The 16,949-nt window shown below is 35.5% G+C and carries 10 protein-coding genes, 3 tRNA genes and 3 rRNA genes; 6 read left to right on the top strand and 10 right to left on the bottom strand.

Annotated elements, in window-relative coordinates:
- Positions 1–8: 8 nt before the first annotated feature.
- The 5 genes from sucC to CONE_RS01055 all read right to left on the bottom strand — a co-directional run bounded on the left by sucC (position 9) and on the right by CONE_RS01055 (position 4,638).
- On the bottom strand, positions 9–1,169 hold the full coding sequence (gene sucC, locus CONE_RS01075) for an ADP-forming succinate--CoA ligase subunit beta (protein ID WP_015396903.1): 1,161 nt from the start codon (positions 1,167–1,169) through the stop codon (positions 9–11).
- 280 nt (positions 1,170–1,449) lie between these two features.
- Entirely contained in the window at positions 1,450–1,899 is a 450-nt protein-coding gene (locus tag CONE_RS01070) for a regulatory protein RecX (RefSeq protein ID WP_015396902.1), read from the bottom strand.
- A gap of 19 nt (positions 1,900–1,918) precedes the next feature.
- Positions 1,919–2,986, bottom strand: coding sequence for a recombinase RecA (gene recA, locus CONE_RS01065; RefSeq protein ID WP_015396901.1), 1,068 nt, complete (start codon positions 2,984–2,986; stop codon positions 1,919–1,921).
- A gap of 85 nt (positions 2,987–3,071) precedes the next feature.
- Positions 3,072–4,343 carry an aspartate carbamoyltransferase gene (locus tag CONE_RS01060; RefSeq protein ID WP_015396900.1) on the bottom strand — a complete coding sequence of 424 codons (1,272 nt, stop codon included), beginning with the start codon at positions 4,341–4,343 and terminating at the stop codon, positions 3,072–3,074.
- A 218-nt stretch (positions 4,344–4,561) separates the two neighbouring features.
- Positions 4,562–4,638: transfer RNA gene (locus tag CONE_RS01055), tRNA-Met, on the bottom strand.
- A gap of 249 nt (positions 4,639–4,887) precedes the next feature.
- On the opposite strand from CONE_RS01055, the gene CONE_RS01050 reads away from it, so the two are divergent.
- The 5 genes from CONE_RS01050 to rlmH all read left to right on the top strand — a co-directional run bounded on the left by CONE_RS01050 (position 4,888) and on the right by rlmH (position 8,542).
- Positions 4,888–5,619 carry a YebC/PmpR family DNA-binding transcriptional regulator gene (locus tag CONE_RS01050; RefSeq protein ID WP_015396899.1) on the top strand — a complete coding sequence of 244 codons (732 nt, stop codon included), beginning with the start codon at positions 4,888–4,890 and terminating at the stop codon, positions 5,617–5,619.
- 74 nt (positions 5,620–5,693) lie between these two features.
- A complete protein-coding gene (gene purD, locus CONE_RS01045) occupies positions 5,694–6,962 on the top strand; it encodes a phosphoribosylamine--glycine ligase (RefSeq protein ID WP_015396898.1) in 1,269 nt (422 codons plus the stop codon).
- A gap of 154 nt (positions 6,963–7,116) precedes the next feature.
- Positions 7,117–7,713, top strand: a complete 597-nt coding sequence (gene nadD / locus CONE_RS01040) for a nicotinate (nicotinamide) nucleotide adenylyltransferase (protein WP_015396897.1) — start codon at positions 7,117–7,119, stop codon at positions 7,711–7,713.
- Positions 7,714–7,728: 15 nt separating this feature from the next.
- Positions 7,729–8,046, top strand: coding sequence for a ribosome silencing factor (gene rsfS, locus CONE_RS01035; protein WP_015396896.1), 318 nt, complete (start codon positions 7,729–7,731; stop codon positions 8,044–8,046).
- 28 nt (positions 8,047–8,074) lie between these two features.
- The gene (rlmH, locus tag CONE_RS01030; RefSeq protein WP_015396895.1) at positions 8,075–8,542 is read left to right on the top strand and encodes a 23S rRNA (pseudouridine(1915)-N(3))-methyltransferase RlmH; all 468 of its coding nucleotides are present in this window, start codon (positions 8,075–8,077) and stop codon (positions 8,540–8,542) included.
- Positions 8,543–8,671: 129 nt separating this feature from the next.
- Here the strand turns inward: rlmH and rrf are convergent.
- From rrf to CONE_RS01005, 5 genes are all read right to left on the bottom strand, one after another.
- Positions 8,672–8,785: ribosomal RNA gene (gene rrf, locus CONE_RS01025) — 5S ribosomal RNA — on the bottom strand.
- Positions 8,786–8,934: 149 nt separating this feature from the next.
- Positions 8,935–11,820, bottom strand: a 23S ribosomal RNA gene (locus tag CONE_RS01020).
- Between the two features lie 224 nt (positions 11,821–12,044).
- Positions 12,045–12,120: transfer RNA gene (locus CONE_RS01015), tRNA-Ala, on the bottom strand.
- Positions 12,121–12,150: 30 nt separating this feature from the next.
- Positions 12,151–12,227 (bottom strand) — tRNA-Ile (locus CONE_RS01010).
- Between the two features lie 128 nt (positions 12,228–12,355).
- Positions 12,356–13,886, bottom strand: a 16S ribosomal RNA gene (locus tag CONE_RS01005).
- The 16S, 23S and 5S rRNA genes sit together here with 2 tRNA genes alongside, the layout of an rRNA operon.
- 394 nt (positions 13,887–14,280) lie before the next feature.
- On the opposite strand from CONE_RS01005, the gene CONE_RS01000 reads away from it, so the two are divergent.
- Positions 14,281–15,741 carry an Rne/Rng family ribonuclease gene (locus CONE_RS01000; RefSeq protein ID WP_041862234.1) on the top strand — a complete coding sequence of 487 codons (1,461 nt, stop codon included), beginning with the start codon at positions 14,281–14,283 and terminating at the stop codon, positions 15,739–15,741.
- Positions 15,742–16,949: the final 1,208 nt, after the last annotated feature.

Below are 16,949 nucleotides of genomic sequence, written 5' to 3'. Positions count from 1 at the left end.
GGCAATTTTTATTTAACAGCAGAAACAACTTTAGTTGCAGCTTCAGCCATAGTATCAGCACTAATAATAGGCAATTTAGATTCAGCTAACATTTTCTTGCCTAATTCTTCATTAGTACCTTTCATTCTAACAACTAAAGGTACTTTCAGATTTACTGCTTTGCATGCCTCTATAACACCTTCAGCTATAACATCACAACGCATAATGCCACCAAAAATATTAACAAGAATAGCTTTTACAGACTTATTTTTTAGCATAATTTTAAAAGCTTCTGTGACTTTAGTTGCAGTAGCTCCACCACCAACATCAAGAAAATTTGCAGGCTCACCACCAAACAATTTTATTGTATCCATGGTTGCCATAGCTAAACCAGCACCATTTACTAAACAGCCTATGTTTCCATCTAGCTGAATATATGCAAGATCAAATTTACTAGCCTCGATCTCAGAAGGATCTTCTTCATCTAAATCCCTATACTCAAGGATTTCAGGGTGTCTAAATAAAGCATTAGAATCAAAATTAAATTTGGCATCCAAGCAAATTATATCCCCATTCCCACTTAATATCATTGGATTTATTTCAACTAAAGATGCATCTGTATCGCAATATGTCTTGTATAGTTTTATGAATTCTGATGAGGCTTTTTTTACAGATGACTCTGGAATACCAATACCGCGAGCTAAGTTTTCTGCCTCTAAATTTGTTAGCCCATCTGATGGACTGACAAAGACTTTCAGTATTTTTTCTGGACTTTTAGATGCAACTTCTTCTATATCCATGCCACCTTCGCTAGAAGCCATGATACAGTTCTTCTGAGTACTTCTATCTGTTAATATGCTGAAATAATACTCTTTTTTTATATCAGCACCTTCTTCTACCAAAAGTCTATGAACCTTTTGACCATCAGAACTAGTCTGATGAGTTATTAATTGCATTCCTAATATCTCTGATGAGATTTTTTTAACCTCATCTATAGAGCGTGCTAATTTTACGCCACCACCTTTACCTCTACCACCTGCGTGAATCTGAGCTTTAATAACCCAAGCTGCACCACCAAGTTTTTTTGCTGCAGAAACAGCTTCTTCAACAGAAAAAGCTGGAATGCCCTGAGGAACAGTCACATTAAACTGCCTAAGCAATTCCTTGCCTTGATATTCGTGAATTTTCATGTGTTACCTGTCATGACTTGTTAAATAAGAAAACCAACAGTCATCTCTGACTTGACTAAATATAAAATAAACAACAATAATCTAAATTATGTAGCAAAATATATGAGCACTCTATAATTTTTTTGATTAATATAATAAAAATAATTAAATTTTAAATATAATTATTCCCAAAAAATCATAAATATCCATAATCATCATCACTAAGTATACAGCAAATATATCTTCTTCAGAAGATCAAAATATTAGCAATCATCAAATATAATAAATACTATATGTTAATTTAATCAATACTGATAGATGTCGCTTTAATAACTTTGTATACGACATCTCTAGTGAATCCTCTATTACTCAAAAAACGAGCATACTTATAATAAGATTTAATATCTGATGAAACACCTTTTGGAAATTTTCTTATCATCAAAGAACATGCCCGGTCAAATTCGCTATTTTTTAAGAAAGAAATTCTTTCCAAAAAGAGATCACTGTCTACACCATTGTTTTTTAGTAAATTAGTTATAAAACAATATCCATAGTTTGTAGAATATTTATCTATAATATTATCTACAAAACGCTTGTCAGAAACGAAACCTTTAGTTTTTAAATATTCAATAACATCATCTATGTCAGAATTACTATCACAATGAACACTTAATTTTTTACGTAAAGATTCTTGGGAGTAATCTTTTTTTGATAAATACTTAACAGCTAAAGACAATAAACTTTTAATCACAATTTTCCACAAAAATAAATCATTCTAACGTATGTTTATCAATAACATTGTCAATAGAAAGGACAGTACGATTTGTAGCTATAGCATTATCTCGAATTCTTTTTTCTATTTCGGAAGCAATGCTTTTATTATTTTTCATATACTCACGAACATTATCTTTTCCCTGTCCTATTCTATTACCAGAATAACTGTACCATGCTCCAGCTTTATCAATTATTCCTGTAAAAACACCCATATCAATTATCTCTCCTTCTCGTGATATTCCATAACCATACATGATATCGAATTCAGCTTGCTTAAAAGGTGGAGCAACCTTGTTTTTTACAACCTTTACTCTTGTTTCACTTCCTACAACTTCGTCACCCTTCTTTATAGATCCAATTCGTCTTATATCTAAGCGAACGGATGCATAAAATTTTAATGCATTTCCACCTGTAGTAGTTTCGGGATTTCCAAACATTACCCCTATCTTCATTCTTATTTGATTTATAAAAATAACCATACAGTTTGTTTTTTTTATAGTAGCAGTAAGTTTCCTTAAAGCCTGACTCATTAAACGAGCTTGTAATCCTGGTAACGAATCACCCATATCTCCTTCTATTTCAGCCTTTGGTACTAAAGCAGCGACCGAATCAATTACAATTAAATCAACAGACCCTGAACGTACCAATGCATCTGCTATTTCTAATGCTTGTTCACCAGTATCAGGTTGTGCTATCAAAAGATCAGGCAATACAATACCTAGCTTTGATGCATATTGAACATCTAGTGCATGTTCTGCATCAATAAAAGCGCACGTTCCGCCTATTTTTTGCATTTCCGAAATTATTTGAAGTGTTAAAGTAGTCTTCCCTGATGATTCTGGACCATAAATCTCTATTACACGTCCTCTTGGTAAACCACCAACTCCAAGAGCTATGTCCAGACCAAGAGATCCTGTAGAAACTACCTGTATGTCGTTTTGTATATCATTATCACCATAGCGCATAACAGAACCTTTTCCAAACTGTTTCTCAATTTGAGACAGTGCAGCTGAAAGAGCTTTTTCTTTGTCAGACTTTTCAACTTTAATATTTTTTTCACTCATATTTAATCCTGAAAATAATTACTAACTGCGTAATAAACAAATATTAAGCATTCACAAATAAACTAATTTATCCTAGATAAAATAATCACAAACAATAAAAAGGAGAGTCATCTGGCCCTATATAAGCAGGTAAAGACCACTGCACATCATGTAATGAATTATTAACTAAATGATCTACACCCAATAGTATTGCAAATATTGCCATTCTTACTGGAATTCCATTATCGGCCTGACGGAATATTGCCAAACGATTATCATTATTTAAATCAGTGCTTAAATCATTAGCACCAGGACGACCATCACGAGGTAAAGGATGCATTATAATAGTATCCTTTTTGCAATTAGAATTTATTTTAGAAAGATCTATTTGAAATTTTTTATCAAAATATTCATCATTTGGATTTTCAAATCTCTCTTTTTGAACACGAGTAGCATAAACAACATCAACGCCATCTAACCCCTCTTCCAAAGAAGATTTTATATCAATATGATTCCCATTAACTGATGCATAATTAATTATGCTATCAGGCATTTCGAGACCTGGTGGGGAAAATAATGATATCTTTAACCCTTTATACAAAGAAAGTAGCTTTAGCAAAGAATGAACAGTACGACCGTATTTCAAATCGCCAATCATTACTACGGAAGAGCCATCAATGCTCTTTCCTAATCTAGAAAATTCTGTACGTATAGTATAGAGATCTAATAAAGCTTGGCTAGGATGTTCACCAGGACCATCTCCACCATTAACAATTGGAATATTTGTAGATCTAGAAAATTCAGCAACAGATCCTTGCTCAGGATGACGAACTACCATTATGTCAACATACCCTCCCATAACCCTACTTGTGTCATATATAGATTCTCCTTTAGCCATAGAGGAAAATGTAAAACCAGTAGTATCACAAACAGATCCTCCTAAACGACAAAAAGCAGCTCCGAAACTAACCCTAGTACGGGTACTGGCTTCAAAAAATAAATTTCCTAAAACAGCACCTTCTAGTATTCTAGATATCTTTTGACGTCTAGAAATAGGCTTCATTGAATCAGTTACTCGAAAAAAATCTTCCAAAGAGTCTCTATGAAATTGATCTACTGATAAAAGATGATTTTTACCATTTACAGCAATACTATCTCTTAAGTAATATTTTCTAATATTATCTTTATCACATAATAACTGCTTGGAAATAAATCTTTTTATTGTGGTAGGCATTATTAGAAATTCTGCCGAATCTTCCGGCAATAGCCATGAATTTAGTGTACACAAACTAACTCCTAACTTGACCGCAAGAATATTTTTTGTAATATCTAACCTTTTAATAACAGAAAATAGAAATTCTTGTTGGGAGATAAACATTTATCAACAGCTCCGTAATTATATAAACAAAAGAATAAACAAAGCTAAATATCTCTTAATTAAAAGAAACTGCTTTTATAAAAAGATCTTTCAGAGAAAATCCAGCAATCTTAACGAACATCAATTATGGATTCTATCAGTCAACGATTATCTGGTTCAACAAGAAGATTATTATGGGAACTTAAAGACTACAAAGAAAAAATATAGATATAACTGAATGGTTGCGGGGGTAGGATTTGAACCTACGACCTTCGGGTTATGAGCCCGACGAGCTTCCAGACTGCTCCACCCCGCGCCAGTTATTCCATAACTATATATCATTTTTTTAAAATACACAATTATTTTTTTTAAAAACTTTATTTTTTGGAAATCAAACAAAAATAATAAACCGGAATATTTAATATATTTGAGATTTAAAGTTGTACATATGCAATGTTAATTAGCAATATACTTTTGTTTTATATGTAATTCTACAATACAATAATCTCATATAGCAACACATTAAAAATATATTTTTTAACAAAATTATTCCATAGAGTACATTATGGCAGGACATAGTAAATGGGCAAATATACAACATCGCAAAAATCGCCAAGACGAAAAAAGGGGGAAGCTTTGGACTAAGATAATTAGAGAAATAACAGTTGCGGCAAGAAGTGGTGATACTGACATTAACTCTAACTTTCAACTACGAGCAGCTCTTGGCAAAGCATCAGCAGCAAATATACCTAAAGATAATATAAACAAAGCTCTACAAAGATCATCTAAAGAATCAGATGAATATGAAGAAATAAATTATGGAGGTTACGGAATTGAAGGATCAGCTTTTGTTGTGAAGTCCTTAACAGATAATAAAATAAAAACAGCCTCAGAAATCAGACACGCTTTTACAAAGAATAGTGGTAACCTTGAACAGTATGGATCAGTCTCTTTTCTATTTCGTAGCTGTGGAAAATTTATATTTTCAACCGTCTCTTCTAAAGAAGAAGAAAATATATTTAAGATAGCTTTAGAATATGGAGCAGAAGATTTTGCTAGCTTAGATAATAAAACAATAGAAGTCACATGTCTGCCTGAACAATATATTAAATTATGCAATGCCTTTGATCAGGCTAAAGTAATAATAAAAAGTAGCGATATTATTATTGAACCATTAATCAAAGTAAAACTCAATCATGAAAAATATATAAAAATAGAAAAACTAATATTAGATTTAGAAAATTTAGATGATGTACAATCTGTGTATACAAATGCTGTATTGACAGATAGTAATTAGCTTAGAATACTAAGCTCTTCATCAGTCAAGCAATAATGAAATTCTAAATCTTACAACATGTTCGAGTACAAAAAATGAAAATATTGATAGTTGGATCTGGAGGTCGTGAACATGCATTAGCATGGAAAATTGCTCAATCTCCACGTGTAAAACAAGTATATGTTGCTCCAGGCAATGGAGGAACTTCATCTAAAAAAATAAAAAATGTATCGATAAATGATATAAACCATCTTGTAGAATTTGCTGAAAATTTAAATATAAACATGACAATTGTTGGGCCAGAAGTACCACTATCTAATGGTATAGTTGATATATTTAGGTCTAAAAACTTAAAAATTTTTGGACCTACAAAAAATGCTGCAAAATTAGAAAGCTCAAAGGACTTTGCCAAAGAATTTATGATTCGTCATAATATACCTACAGCGAAGTATTCTACTTTTACAGATGTTTATGCTGCAAAGTTATATGTACAGAAAGAAAAATTACCTATAGTTATAAAAGCTGATGGTTTAGCTGCTGGCAAGGGTGTCGTTATAGCTAAAACAATAGAAGAAGCCTATAACGCTATAGAAGATATGATAGGAGATAATAACCATAATTTGAAAAAAGTAGTTATAGAAGAATATCTAGAAGGAGAAGAAGCATCTTTTATTGTAATGTCTGATGGAAAAAATATATTTCCTCTAGCCACAAGTCAGGATCATAAACGTCTCAAAGACGGAGACAATGGACCCAATACAGGAGGTATGGGAGCTTATTCCCCTGCTAATATTGTAACTCCTAAAATTTATTGCAAAATAATGGATGAGGTTATTATTCCGACAGTGAAAGGTATGTTCGAAGAAGGAAATACTTTTACTGGTTTTCTATATGCTGGGATAATGATAGGAAATGATGGCTCAGATGAATGGGTAAAAACCCTAGAATTTAATTGCAGAATGGGTGATCCGGAAACACAACCTATAATGATGCGAATAAAGAGTGATTTCATTGAAGTTTTAGAGCATGCAATAAATGGTACTTTGAATAAAGCAGAGATATTATGGGATGATAGAGTTGCCCTTGGCGTTGTTTTAGCAACTTATAACTATCCAGAAAAACCAAGGATAGGTGATGAAATCAAACAATTACCAGTAGAAACTGAAGATATGACGATTTTTCACGCTGGAACAACAATTTCTTCCAGTGGCACACTCAAAACAAGCAGCGGTAGAGTAATGTGTGTCACTGCTTTAGGAGATTCTGTAAAAAAATCAAGAGAAATAGCTTATGAAGCGGTATCAAAAATAAACTTTAATGGAATGCAATATCGAACAGATATAGGCTGGAGAGCTATTAAATAATATATTTTGATATATAAAATATATTATAATAAATTTTATATATTATTAATTAATAAGAAATATGAGGTTGTAGAAATCGCTTTCTACAACCTTTTTATTCAATGGATGAATTTATAATTTTGTATGAAAGTATATTTATAGTAGGAAATTGGTTATGAAGAAAAAAATAGGGGTTTTTGGAGGTAGTTTTGACCCTATACATATTTCACATATTAACTTAGCGATGATAGCTCTTGATTCTTTAAAACTAGATGAAGTACATCTAATACCAGTGTTTAGTCAATGTCATAAATATAAACTACAGGCAACACCTATAGACAGACTAAATATGTTAAAACTAGCAACAATCAATTATCCTCTTTTAAAAATAAATGATATTGAAATAAAAAATTGTAAGGTTAGTTATACTATTGATACTATCAAAATTCTTCAAAAAAAATATGAATGTACTCTTATACTAGGTTCTGATCAAATCAATAATTTCTGCACTTGGAAAAATTGGATAGAAATTATAGAAAATGCAAATATAGCTGTTGCACAAAGATCAAACATACCTATTGATTTGTCAAATGAGTTAATATCATCTATGTATAGTTTACATAAATGTATTAGTATAATACCTCTAAATCAAACAGATATATCTTCTTCTACTATAAGAAGATATATTTTAAATCAAAATAATGACTCTGTTGACGATATGTTAGATCCATTCGTAAGAGAATATATAAAAATAAATAATTTATACAAATAAAATGAGAAAAAATTAATGAGTCTTGATAAATTAAAGCAAAATATTATTGAAATTCTGGAAGATTTAAAATCAAAAGATATAGTTATATTGAATACTAAATTAAATACCTTTTTATTTGATGAAATGATAATAGTCACATCTAGTTCTGATCGTCATGGTAGAGCAATAGCTAGTAATCTATATAAAATAAAAGGTAAATTAGATAAGCATATAAAAATAGAAGGAATCGAAAATGGTGACTGGATTATTGTAGATCTTGAAGACATAGTAATACATATTATGCAGAGAGAATACCGTGATTTATATGATCTAGAATCATTATGGACTAAATAACTTTTAGAATGAGTATAAATTTGTCACAATGAAAGTTATTATTAGCGCTATTGGAACAAACATGCCTAACTGGGTTAATTCTGCATGGCAAGAATATTCTAAAAGAATATCAAACGAATATCATTTAGAACTAAGAGAACTTAAACCAGAGTCAAGAAAAAATGATAAAAATAATTCAAAAATAATATCAAGAGAAACTAAAAAACTCATATCATCTATCCCAGTAAATGGATACATATCATTGGTTCTTGATGAGAAAGGTAAAGATATAAATACAAAGGATTTGGCTGTATTTTTTAATAATTGTCATTTATCAGGTAGTAATGTAGCATTTATAATAGGTGGTCCTGATGGACTAGACCATAGTATGATAGAAAATTGTAACAATGCAATAAAGATATCATCTTTTACTATGCCTCATTATATGGTTCGTATTATTCTAATAGAGCAAATATATAGAGCGTTAAGCATTTTAAAAAAATCATCCTTATCATAGAGATTAATAAGAACTCATGATATTTGGAGTGAACTACATAGATTAGCAATAGAATTTGCTAAATTGAAATATTGAACATTGATACTCCTCTACATAATGTATTATGTAGAGGAATTCAACTTTCTAGAAGCCTGACAATAACCTACTTTCGCAGACGAGATGTCTACTATCATCGGCGCAAAGGCGTTTAACTATCCTGTTCGGGATGGGAAGGAGTGGAGCCACCTTGCTATAGTCGTCAGGCAAAACCTTAACATAGTGATGTTATCACAAAATAATCTAAGAAGAAGCTATTCCAACAAATAGATGATGGTTGTACTTTTTTTGCAAAATATTTATCATAATCATCCATAAATAAGTTCAATTTCAAACTTAATAACCTGTAGAGTTATAGGATCAAGCCTCACGGGCAATTAGTATCGGTTAGCTGAATACATTACTGTACTTACACACCCGACCTATCAACGTCCTGGTCTTGAACGACCCTTTAGGGGGATCTGAGTCCCCGGGATACCTAATCTTCAGACGAGTTTCCCGCTTAGATGCCTTCAGCGGTTATCTCTTCCGTACTTAGCTACCCGGCAATGCCATTGGCATGACAACCGGTACACCAGAGGTACGTCCACTCCGGTCCTCTCGTACTAGGAGCAGGTTCCGTCAAGTATCCAACGCCCACGGCAGATAGGGACCAAACTGTCTCACGACGTTTTAAACCCAGCTCACGTACCTCTTTAAATGGCGAACAGCCATACCCTTGGGACCTACTACAGCCCCAGGATGAGATGAGCCGACATCGAGGTGCCAAACACCGCCGTCGATATGAACTCTTGGGCGGTATCAGCCTGTTATCCCCAGAGTACCTTTTATCCGTTGAGCGATGGCCCTTCCATTCAGAACCACCGGATCACTATGTCCTGCTTTCGCATCTGTTCGACGTGTCAGTCTCACAGTTAAGCACGCTTATGCCATTGCACTAACAGCACGATTTCCGACCGTGCCTAGCGTACCTTAGAACTCCTCCGTTACTCTTTAGGAGGAGACCGCCCCAGTCAAACTGCCCACCATGCACTGTTCCAAATCCGGATAACGGATCAAGGTTAGAATCGCAAACAATCCAGGGTGGTATTTCAAGGATGGCTCCACATAACCTAACGGTCATGCTTCAAAGCCTCCCACCTATCCTACACAAGATTATTCACAATTCAATGCAAAGCTACAGTAAAGGTTCATGGGGTCTTTCCGTCTAGCCGCGGGTAGATTGCATCATCACAAACATTTCAACTTCGCTGAGTCTCAGGAGGAGACAGTGTGGCCATCGTTACGCCATTCGTGCAGGTCGGAACTTACCCGACAAGGAATTTCGCTACCTTAGGACCGTTATAGTTACGGCCGCCGTTTACCGGGGCTTCGATCAAGAGCTTGCACCCCATCAATTAACCTTCCGGCACCGGGCAGGCGTCACACCCTATACGTCGACTTTCGTCTTTGCAGAGTGCTATGTTTTTAATAAACAGTCGCAGCCACCGATTATCTGCGACCTCTTCATGCTTTGAACGCAAAGTTCATCACAATACTGAGGCATACCTTCTCCCGAAGTTACGGTATCAATTTGCCGAGTTCCTTCTCCTGAGTTCTCTCAAGCGCCTAAGAATATTCATCCCGTCCACCTGTGTCGGTTTGCGGTACGGTCTTGCACAGCTGAAGCTTAGAGGCTTTTCTTGGAACCACTTCCAATCACTTCACAAAACATGTTTGCTCGTGCCACACCCTTGAATTATGTAACCGGATTTTCCTAATTACCATCTACAATGTAGCAACAGGGATATCCAACACCCTGATGATTTTTCGCAATCCGTCCCCCCATCGCACTGTACAATGGTACTGGAATATTAACCAGTTTCCCATCAGTTACGCATCTCTGCCTCACCTTAGGGGCCGACTCACCCTGCGCCGATGAACGTTGCGCAGGAAACCTTGGACTTACGGCGAGGAGGCTTTTCACCTCCTTTATCGCTACTCATGTCAGCATTCGCACTTCTGATACCTCCAGCATCCTTTACAAGACACCTTCGCAGGCTTACAGAACGCTCTCCTACCGCGTATATTAAAATATACACCCGCAGCTTCGGTTTATCGCTTAGCCCCGTTACATCTTCCGCGCAGGACGACTCGATCAGTGAGCTATTACGCTTTCTTTAAAGGATGGCTGCTTCTAAGCCAACCTCCTGACTGTCTATGCCTTCCCACTTCGTTTCCCACTTAGCGATAATTCGGGACCTTAGCTGGCGGTCTGGGTTGTTTCCCTTTCGAGTCCGGACGTTAGCACCCGGTGCTCTGTCTCCCACGCTGTACTTGTACGTATTCGGAGTTTGCCATAGTTTGGTAAGTCTTCATGACCCCCTAGCTATAACAGTGCTCTACCCCATACAGTAATACGTGAGGCACTACCTAAATAGTTTTCGGAGAGAACCAGCTATTTCCAGATTTGTTTAGCCTTTCACTCCTATCCACAGCTCATCCCCTAATTTTTCAACATTAGTGGGTTCGGTCCTCCAGCACGTGTTACCGTGCCTTCAACCTGGCCATGGATAGATCATCTGGTTTCGGGTCTACACCCAGCGACTATATCGCCCTATTCGGACTCGCTTTCGCTACGCCTCCCTTATTTAGTTAAGCTTGCCACTGAATGTAAGTCGCTGACCCATTATACAAAAGGTACGCAGTCACGGAACAAGTCCGCTCCTACTGTTTGTATGCATACGGTTTCAGGATCTATTTCACTCCCCTTCCGGGGTTCTTTTCGCCTTTCCCTCACGGTACTGGTTCACTATCGGTCGATCACGAGTATTTAGCCTTGGAGGATGGTCCCCCCATGTTCAAACAGGATTTCACGTGTCCCGCCCTACTTTTCTTACGCTTAGTTCCACATCAAAGATTTCGTCTACAGGGCTATCACCTACTATGGCAGAGATTTCCATCTCTTTTGACTATCAATAATGCTATAACGTAAAGGCTGATCCGATTTCGCTCGCCACTACTTTCGGAATCTCGGTTGATTTCTTTTCCTCGAGTTACTGAGATGTTTCAGTTCACCCGGTTCGCTTCTACTGACCTATGTATTCAGTCAGTGATACTCTTTTTACAGAGTGGGTTTCCCCATTCGGACATCTGCGGATTACAGCTTGTTTTCTAGCTCCCCGCAGCTTTTCGCAAGATACTACGTCCTTCATCGCCTGTGATCGCCAAGGCATCCACCATATGCACTTAATAACTTGATCCTATAACACTAAAGGCTATATAAGATAAATTGATTATATTTGAATGTTTATGAATATTCCAATTAAACTTGGAACTTTTTTGCAATCACAACCCTATGTCTATTACTAATAATAGACATCTTTTCGTTGTTGCTTCTTCTAGATTTTTAAAGAACAAATAGCTTATTTGATAAAGCTTAAATTTTATGCATAAGCTTTTATGTATAAAATTTAAACTCTATATATGGTGGAGGTGAACGGGATCGAACCGATGACCTCCTGCTTGCAAAGCAGGCGCTCTCCCAACTGAGCTACACCCCCAAAATATCGAAAGGTTTTACTCAAACATTATGGTGGGTCTAGTTGGACTTGAACCAACGACCCCCGCCTTATCAAGACGGTGCTCTAACCAGCTGAGCTACAGACCCATATTTATATTAATTGCATTATACAATGCAATTAATAGGGAATCTGTCATAACCAGCGCTTACTGACAATTATAGCTATTTTAACAATCGATAATTGTGGATACTTAATACGCAGTTTTAATGCTCTTAAAGGAGGTGATCCAGCCGCACCTTCCGATACGGCTACCTTGTTACGACTTCACCCCAGTCATGAATCCTACCGTGGTAATCGCCCTCCTTTCGGTTAGGCTAACTACTTCTGGTAAAACCCACTCCCATGGTGTGACGGGCGGTGTGTACAAGACCCGAGAACGTATTCACCGCAGCATTCTGATCCGCGATTACTAGCGATTCCGACTTCACGTAGTCGAGTTGCAGACTACGATCCGGACTACGATCGGGTTTCTGGGATTGGCTCCCCCTCGCGGGTTGGCGACCCTCTGTCCCGACCATTGTATGACGTGTGAAGCCCTACCCATAAGGGCCATGAGGACTTGACATCATCCCCACCTTCCTCCGGTTTGTCACCGGCAGTCTCATTAGAGTGCCCTTTCGTAGCAACTAATGACAAGGGTTGCGCTCGTTGCGGGACTTAACCCAACATCTCACGACACGAGCTGACGACAGCCATGCAGCACCTGTGTTCCAGTTCTTTTTCAAGCACTCCTGAATCTCTTCAGGATTCTAGACATGTCAAGGGTAGGTAAGGTTTTTCGCGTTGCATCGAATTAATCCACATCATCCACCGCTTGTGCGGGTCCCCGTCAATTCCTTTGAGTTTTAATCTTGCGACCGTACTCCCCAGGCGGTCAACTTCACGCGTTAGCTGCGCCACTAAGACCCGAAGGTCCCAACAGCTAGTTGACATCGTTTAGGGCGTGGACTACCAGGGTATCTAATCCTGTTTGCTCCCCACGCTTTCGTGCATGAGCGTCAGTGTTATCCCAGGAGGCTGCCTTCGCCATCGGTGTTCCTCCGCATATCTACGCATTTCACTGCTACATGCGGAATTCCACCTCCCTCTGACACACTCTAGTTCGGTAGTTAAAAATGCAGTTCCAAGGTTAAGCCCTGGGATTTCACATCCTTCTTTCCGAACCGCCTGCGCACTCTTTACGCCCAGTAATTCCGATTAACGCTCGCACCCTACGTATTACCGCGGCTGCTGGCACGTAGTTAGCCGGTGCTTATTCTGCAGGTACCGTCATTCATGCTGTGTATTATCCAGCACTGTTTCTTCCCTGCCAAAAGTGCTTTACAACCCTAAGGCCTTCATCGCACACGCGGAATGGCTGGATCAGGGTTTCCCCCATTGTCCAAAATTCCCCACTGCTGCCTCCCGTAGGAGTCTGGGCCGTGTCTCAGTCCCAGTGTGGCTGGTCGTCCTCTCAGACCAGCTACGGATCGTTGCCTTGGTGAGCCATTACCTCACCAACTAGCTAATCCGATATCGGCCGATCCAATAGCGTGAGGTCCGAAGATCCCCCACTTTCCCCCTTAGGGAATATGCGGTATTAGCTACGCTTTCGCGTAGTTATCCCCCACTACTGGGCACGTTCCGATATATTACTCACCCGTCCGCCACTCGCCACCAGACCGAAGTCCGTGTTGCCGTTCGACTTGCATGTGTAAAGCATTCCGCTAGCGTTCAATCTGAGCCAGGATCAAACTCTTCAGTTTAATCTCTGTATTTTTTATACGTAATTTAAGTCTGATTTAGACTTAGAATACGTCGCTACCCAAAAAATGAACGGGGTCTTAGAGTATTCCTCTAAAACCATGTACATTATTGGATACTTTTATCTAATTAGCTAAATGTAAAATATTACATACTAAAACTAGTATCAAGTACCCACAATTATCGATTGTTTATTGTTAAAGAGCTTAGTTCTGACAATTGATTCTTCATCAGTTGCAGAAGAAGAATTCTCGCTCTTAACGAGAAAAATGTCAACATATTTTTTAATTAACTAAAATGCAAAAACAACATAATCCTTTAATTAATACATCCAATATGTCATCTTACAAAGATTAGTATAATAACACAATTAGGCACATGATTCATTTATCTACTATGAACGATGATATTTTTATTAACGTCACTTCTTTCGAAACTCGCATTGCAATAATAGAAACTGGAGTGATTCAAGAATTACATATAGAGCGAAACTCGCAAAAAGGAAAGGTTGGCAACATATATATAGGGAAAGTTATTAGAGTATTACCTGGATTACAAAGTGCTTTTGTAGACATTGGTCTAGAAAAATCTGCATTCATACATGTAATGGATTTGCAAGAAAATCGCAAAGAACGGTTAAATGCTATAAACACAACTCTAATAGAAAAATTAATTTTTCCTGGGCAGATGATAATAACACAAATTATAAAAGATCAAATTGGATCAAAGGGAGCACGTTTAACAACAAAAATTAGTCTGGCTGGGAGGATATTAGTATATACCCCTTATGAAGATAAACTAGGAGTTTCCCAGAAAATAAATTCAGAAGAAGACAGAATAAACTTGAGAGATAGGCTGAAATCACTAATAAGCACAGAAACTGGAGGTTACATAATAAGAACTAATGCAGAAGATGCATCTGATGAAGAAATTTTATTAGATATAAAATATCTAAATAAGCTATGGGGAAGTATTCTTTCGTATTCTAAAAATAAAACAGAACCATGTATTTTGCATGAAGATTTAGATATATCGCAAAGAGCTATAAGAGATATCGCAACACCTCTAACTAAAACAATACGAGTCGATTCCTTAGAATTAACAAATAAACTAATAGAATGGTCAAAAATATATGCTCCTTTTGTAATAAATAAAATTCAATATTATAAAGAAGAGCTACCACTGTTTGATCTTGTAAATATAGACCAAGAAATTACAAAAGCCTTATCTAGAAAAATAGATCTAAAATCAGGAGGATATATAATAATTGATCAAACAGAAGCAATGACAACGATTGATGTGAATACTGGTAAGTTTGTAGGAGGCAAAAATCTTAAAGAAACAATTTTTCGAACTAATTTAGAAGCAGTACAAGCGATATCTCGACAATTACGCTTACGCAATCTAGGAGGGATAATAATTTTAGATTTTATCGACATGGAGGAGACAGATCAACAAAATATAATTTTACAAGAAATACAAAAATGCCTATCTAGAGATAAAACAAAAACCACTATCAGTAGTTTCACTAAATTGGGTCTTGTAGAGATTACGAGAAAAAGAACTAAAGATTCATTAAAGAATCAACTATGTGAAAGTTGCCAAGTATGTAATTCTCAAGGTTATATAAAAACAGCAAAAACTATGTGTTATGAAATATTAAGGGAGATATTACAAGAATCCAGACAATTCAATCCAAAAGAATTTCGCATTCTGGCATCAAAAAAAATAATAGATCTACTTTTAGAGGAAGAAAATCAGCACTTAACAAAACTAGGAGATTTTATACAAAAACCTATATCATTATCAGTTGAAAATAGTTACTCGCAAGAAGAATATGATATCATATTATTGTAACACTACTTCTCGCAAAGTTACATATTATATAATGATTAGCATTACTATTAGCTAAAATTCTCTTTGAATACTAATTCAAAAATTTCAAAATTTATTAACAAAATATAAATTGTATTATTTATGGTTGATAAACTATAAAGGTATTACAACCATTGTTCAGGAATTTTTCTATATCATTCTGAATTTTTTGTCTCTAAGTTTCATGATCTAACGATTAAGTCACTTTACACTTTGTTTAGTAAAATAATATTTTAAAATAGCTCTGGTTATTGATAACCTCTGAAGCTAATATCTTACAAATATAACTGCTAAATCCACAATCTTGGTATATATGCTATATGGTAATTTTTTAACAAAAGCTAACAAATCAAAGACGTTTAGATCATTATAAATTTAATCAATATTGATATCAAATGAAGAAATATATCCTATGTAAATAATATTATTATTAAATAAAAAATATATAGAGATACAAAATAAATCATTTTGAAATATATTCATAACTATCATGGTACTTGACGCTATTCTACAAACAATTTTGCTTTTATCACTTAGAAAAAGCTTACCATTATTTATTTTTATATGTTTATGAAATAGAATACATTTTCTGAAAAAATAACAATCTTTGGTAATTTGACAATAACATGTATTAATCTACGCATAGTAATCATTTATATGCGATAAAGCCCTTCAATCAGTCGTTAATATGTCATATTGTGCTATTACAGATAAAATGTATTAGTGTTTAATTAAAATATCTTCTGAAACTGCAGTTCTTAGCAAAATTTTTTTATTTTGTCTTTGTCTGTTATTACTCTAAAATTCTGTATTTACATATCTTATATATAACAATTTTAACCTTGATAGAACTGACTATTAAGTAATATATATCAATATATAATTCATTTTTGCTTGTTCCTATTATCTTTCTTATAAAGATTTTTGCAATTGATGTTACACATGCAACATGAAGACTACACTAATTGTTAAAACCAGTGAAATTAATAGTAATACTGCTACAAACGCCATAATTTTATCCTTATTAGAATACTTTTTTATATTAGACCAATTTAGAAAATAGTACAAATTACCATTATAAATATAATAGTAACAGTATATAGATCTTTCAGACGATAGATATCGTCTGAAAGTATTTGCATTATAAAAAATAGAAGCATTTGTGTAACAAAAAAGCAAGCTATTAAAAC

Source organism: Candidatus Kinetoplastibacterium oncopeltii TCC290E (assembly GCF_000340865.1).
Classification (GTDB): domain Bacteria; phylum Pseudomonadota; class Gammaproteobacteria; order Burkholderiales; family Burkholderiaceae_B; genus Kinetoplastidibacterium; species Kinetoplastidibacterium stringomonadis.
The sequence above is the reverse complement of the archived record's forward strand: the minus strand, read 5'-3'. Positions and strand labels throughout refer to the sequence as shown.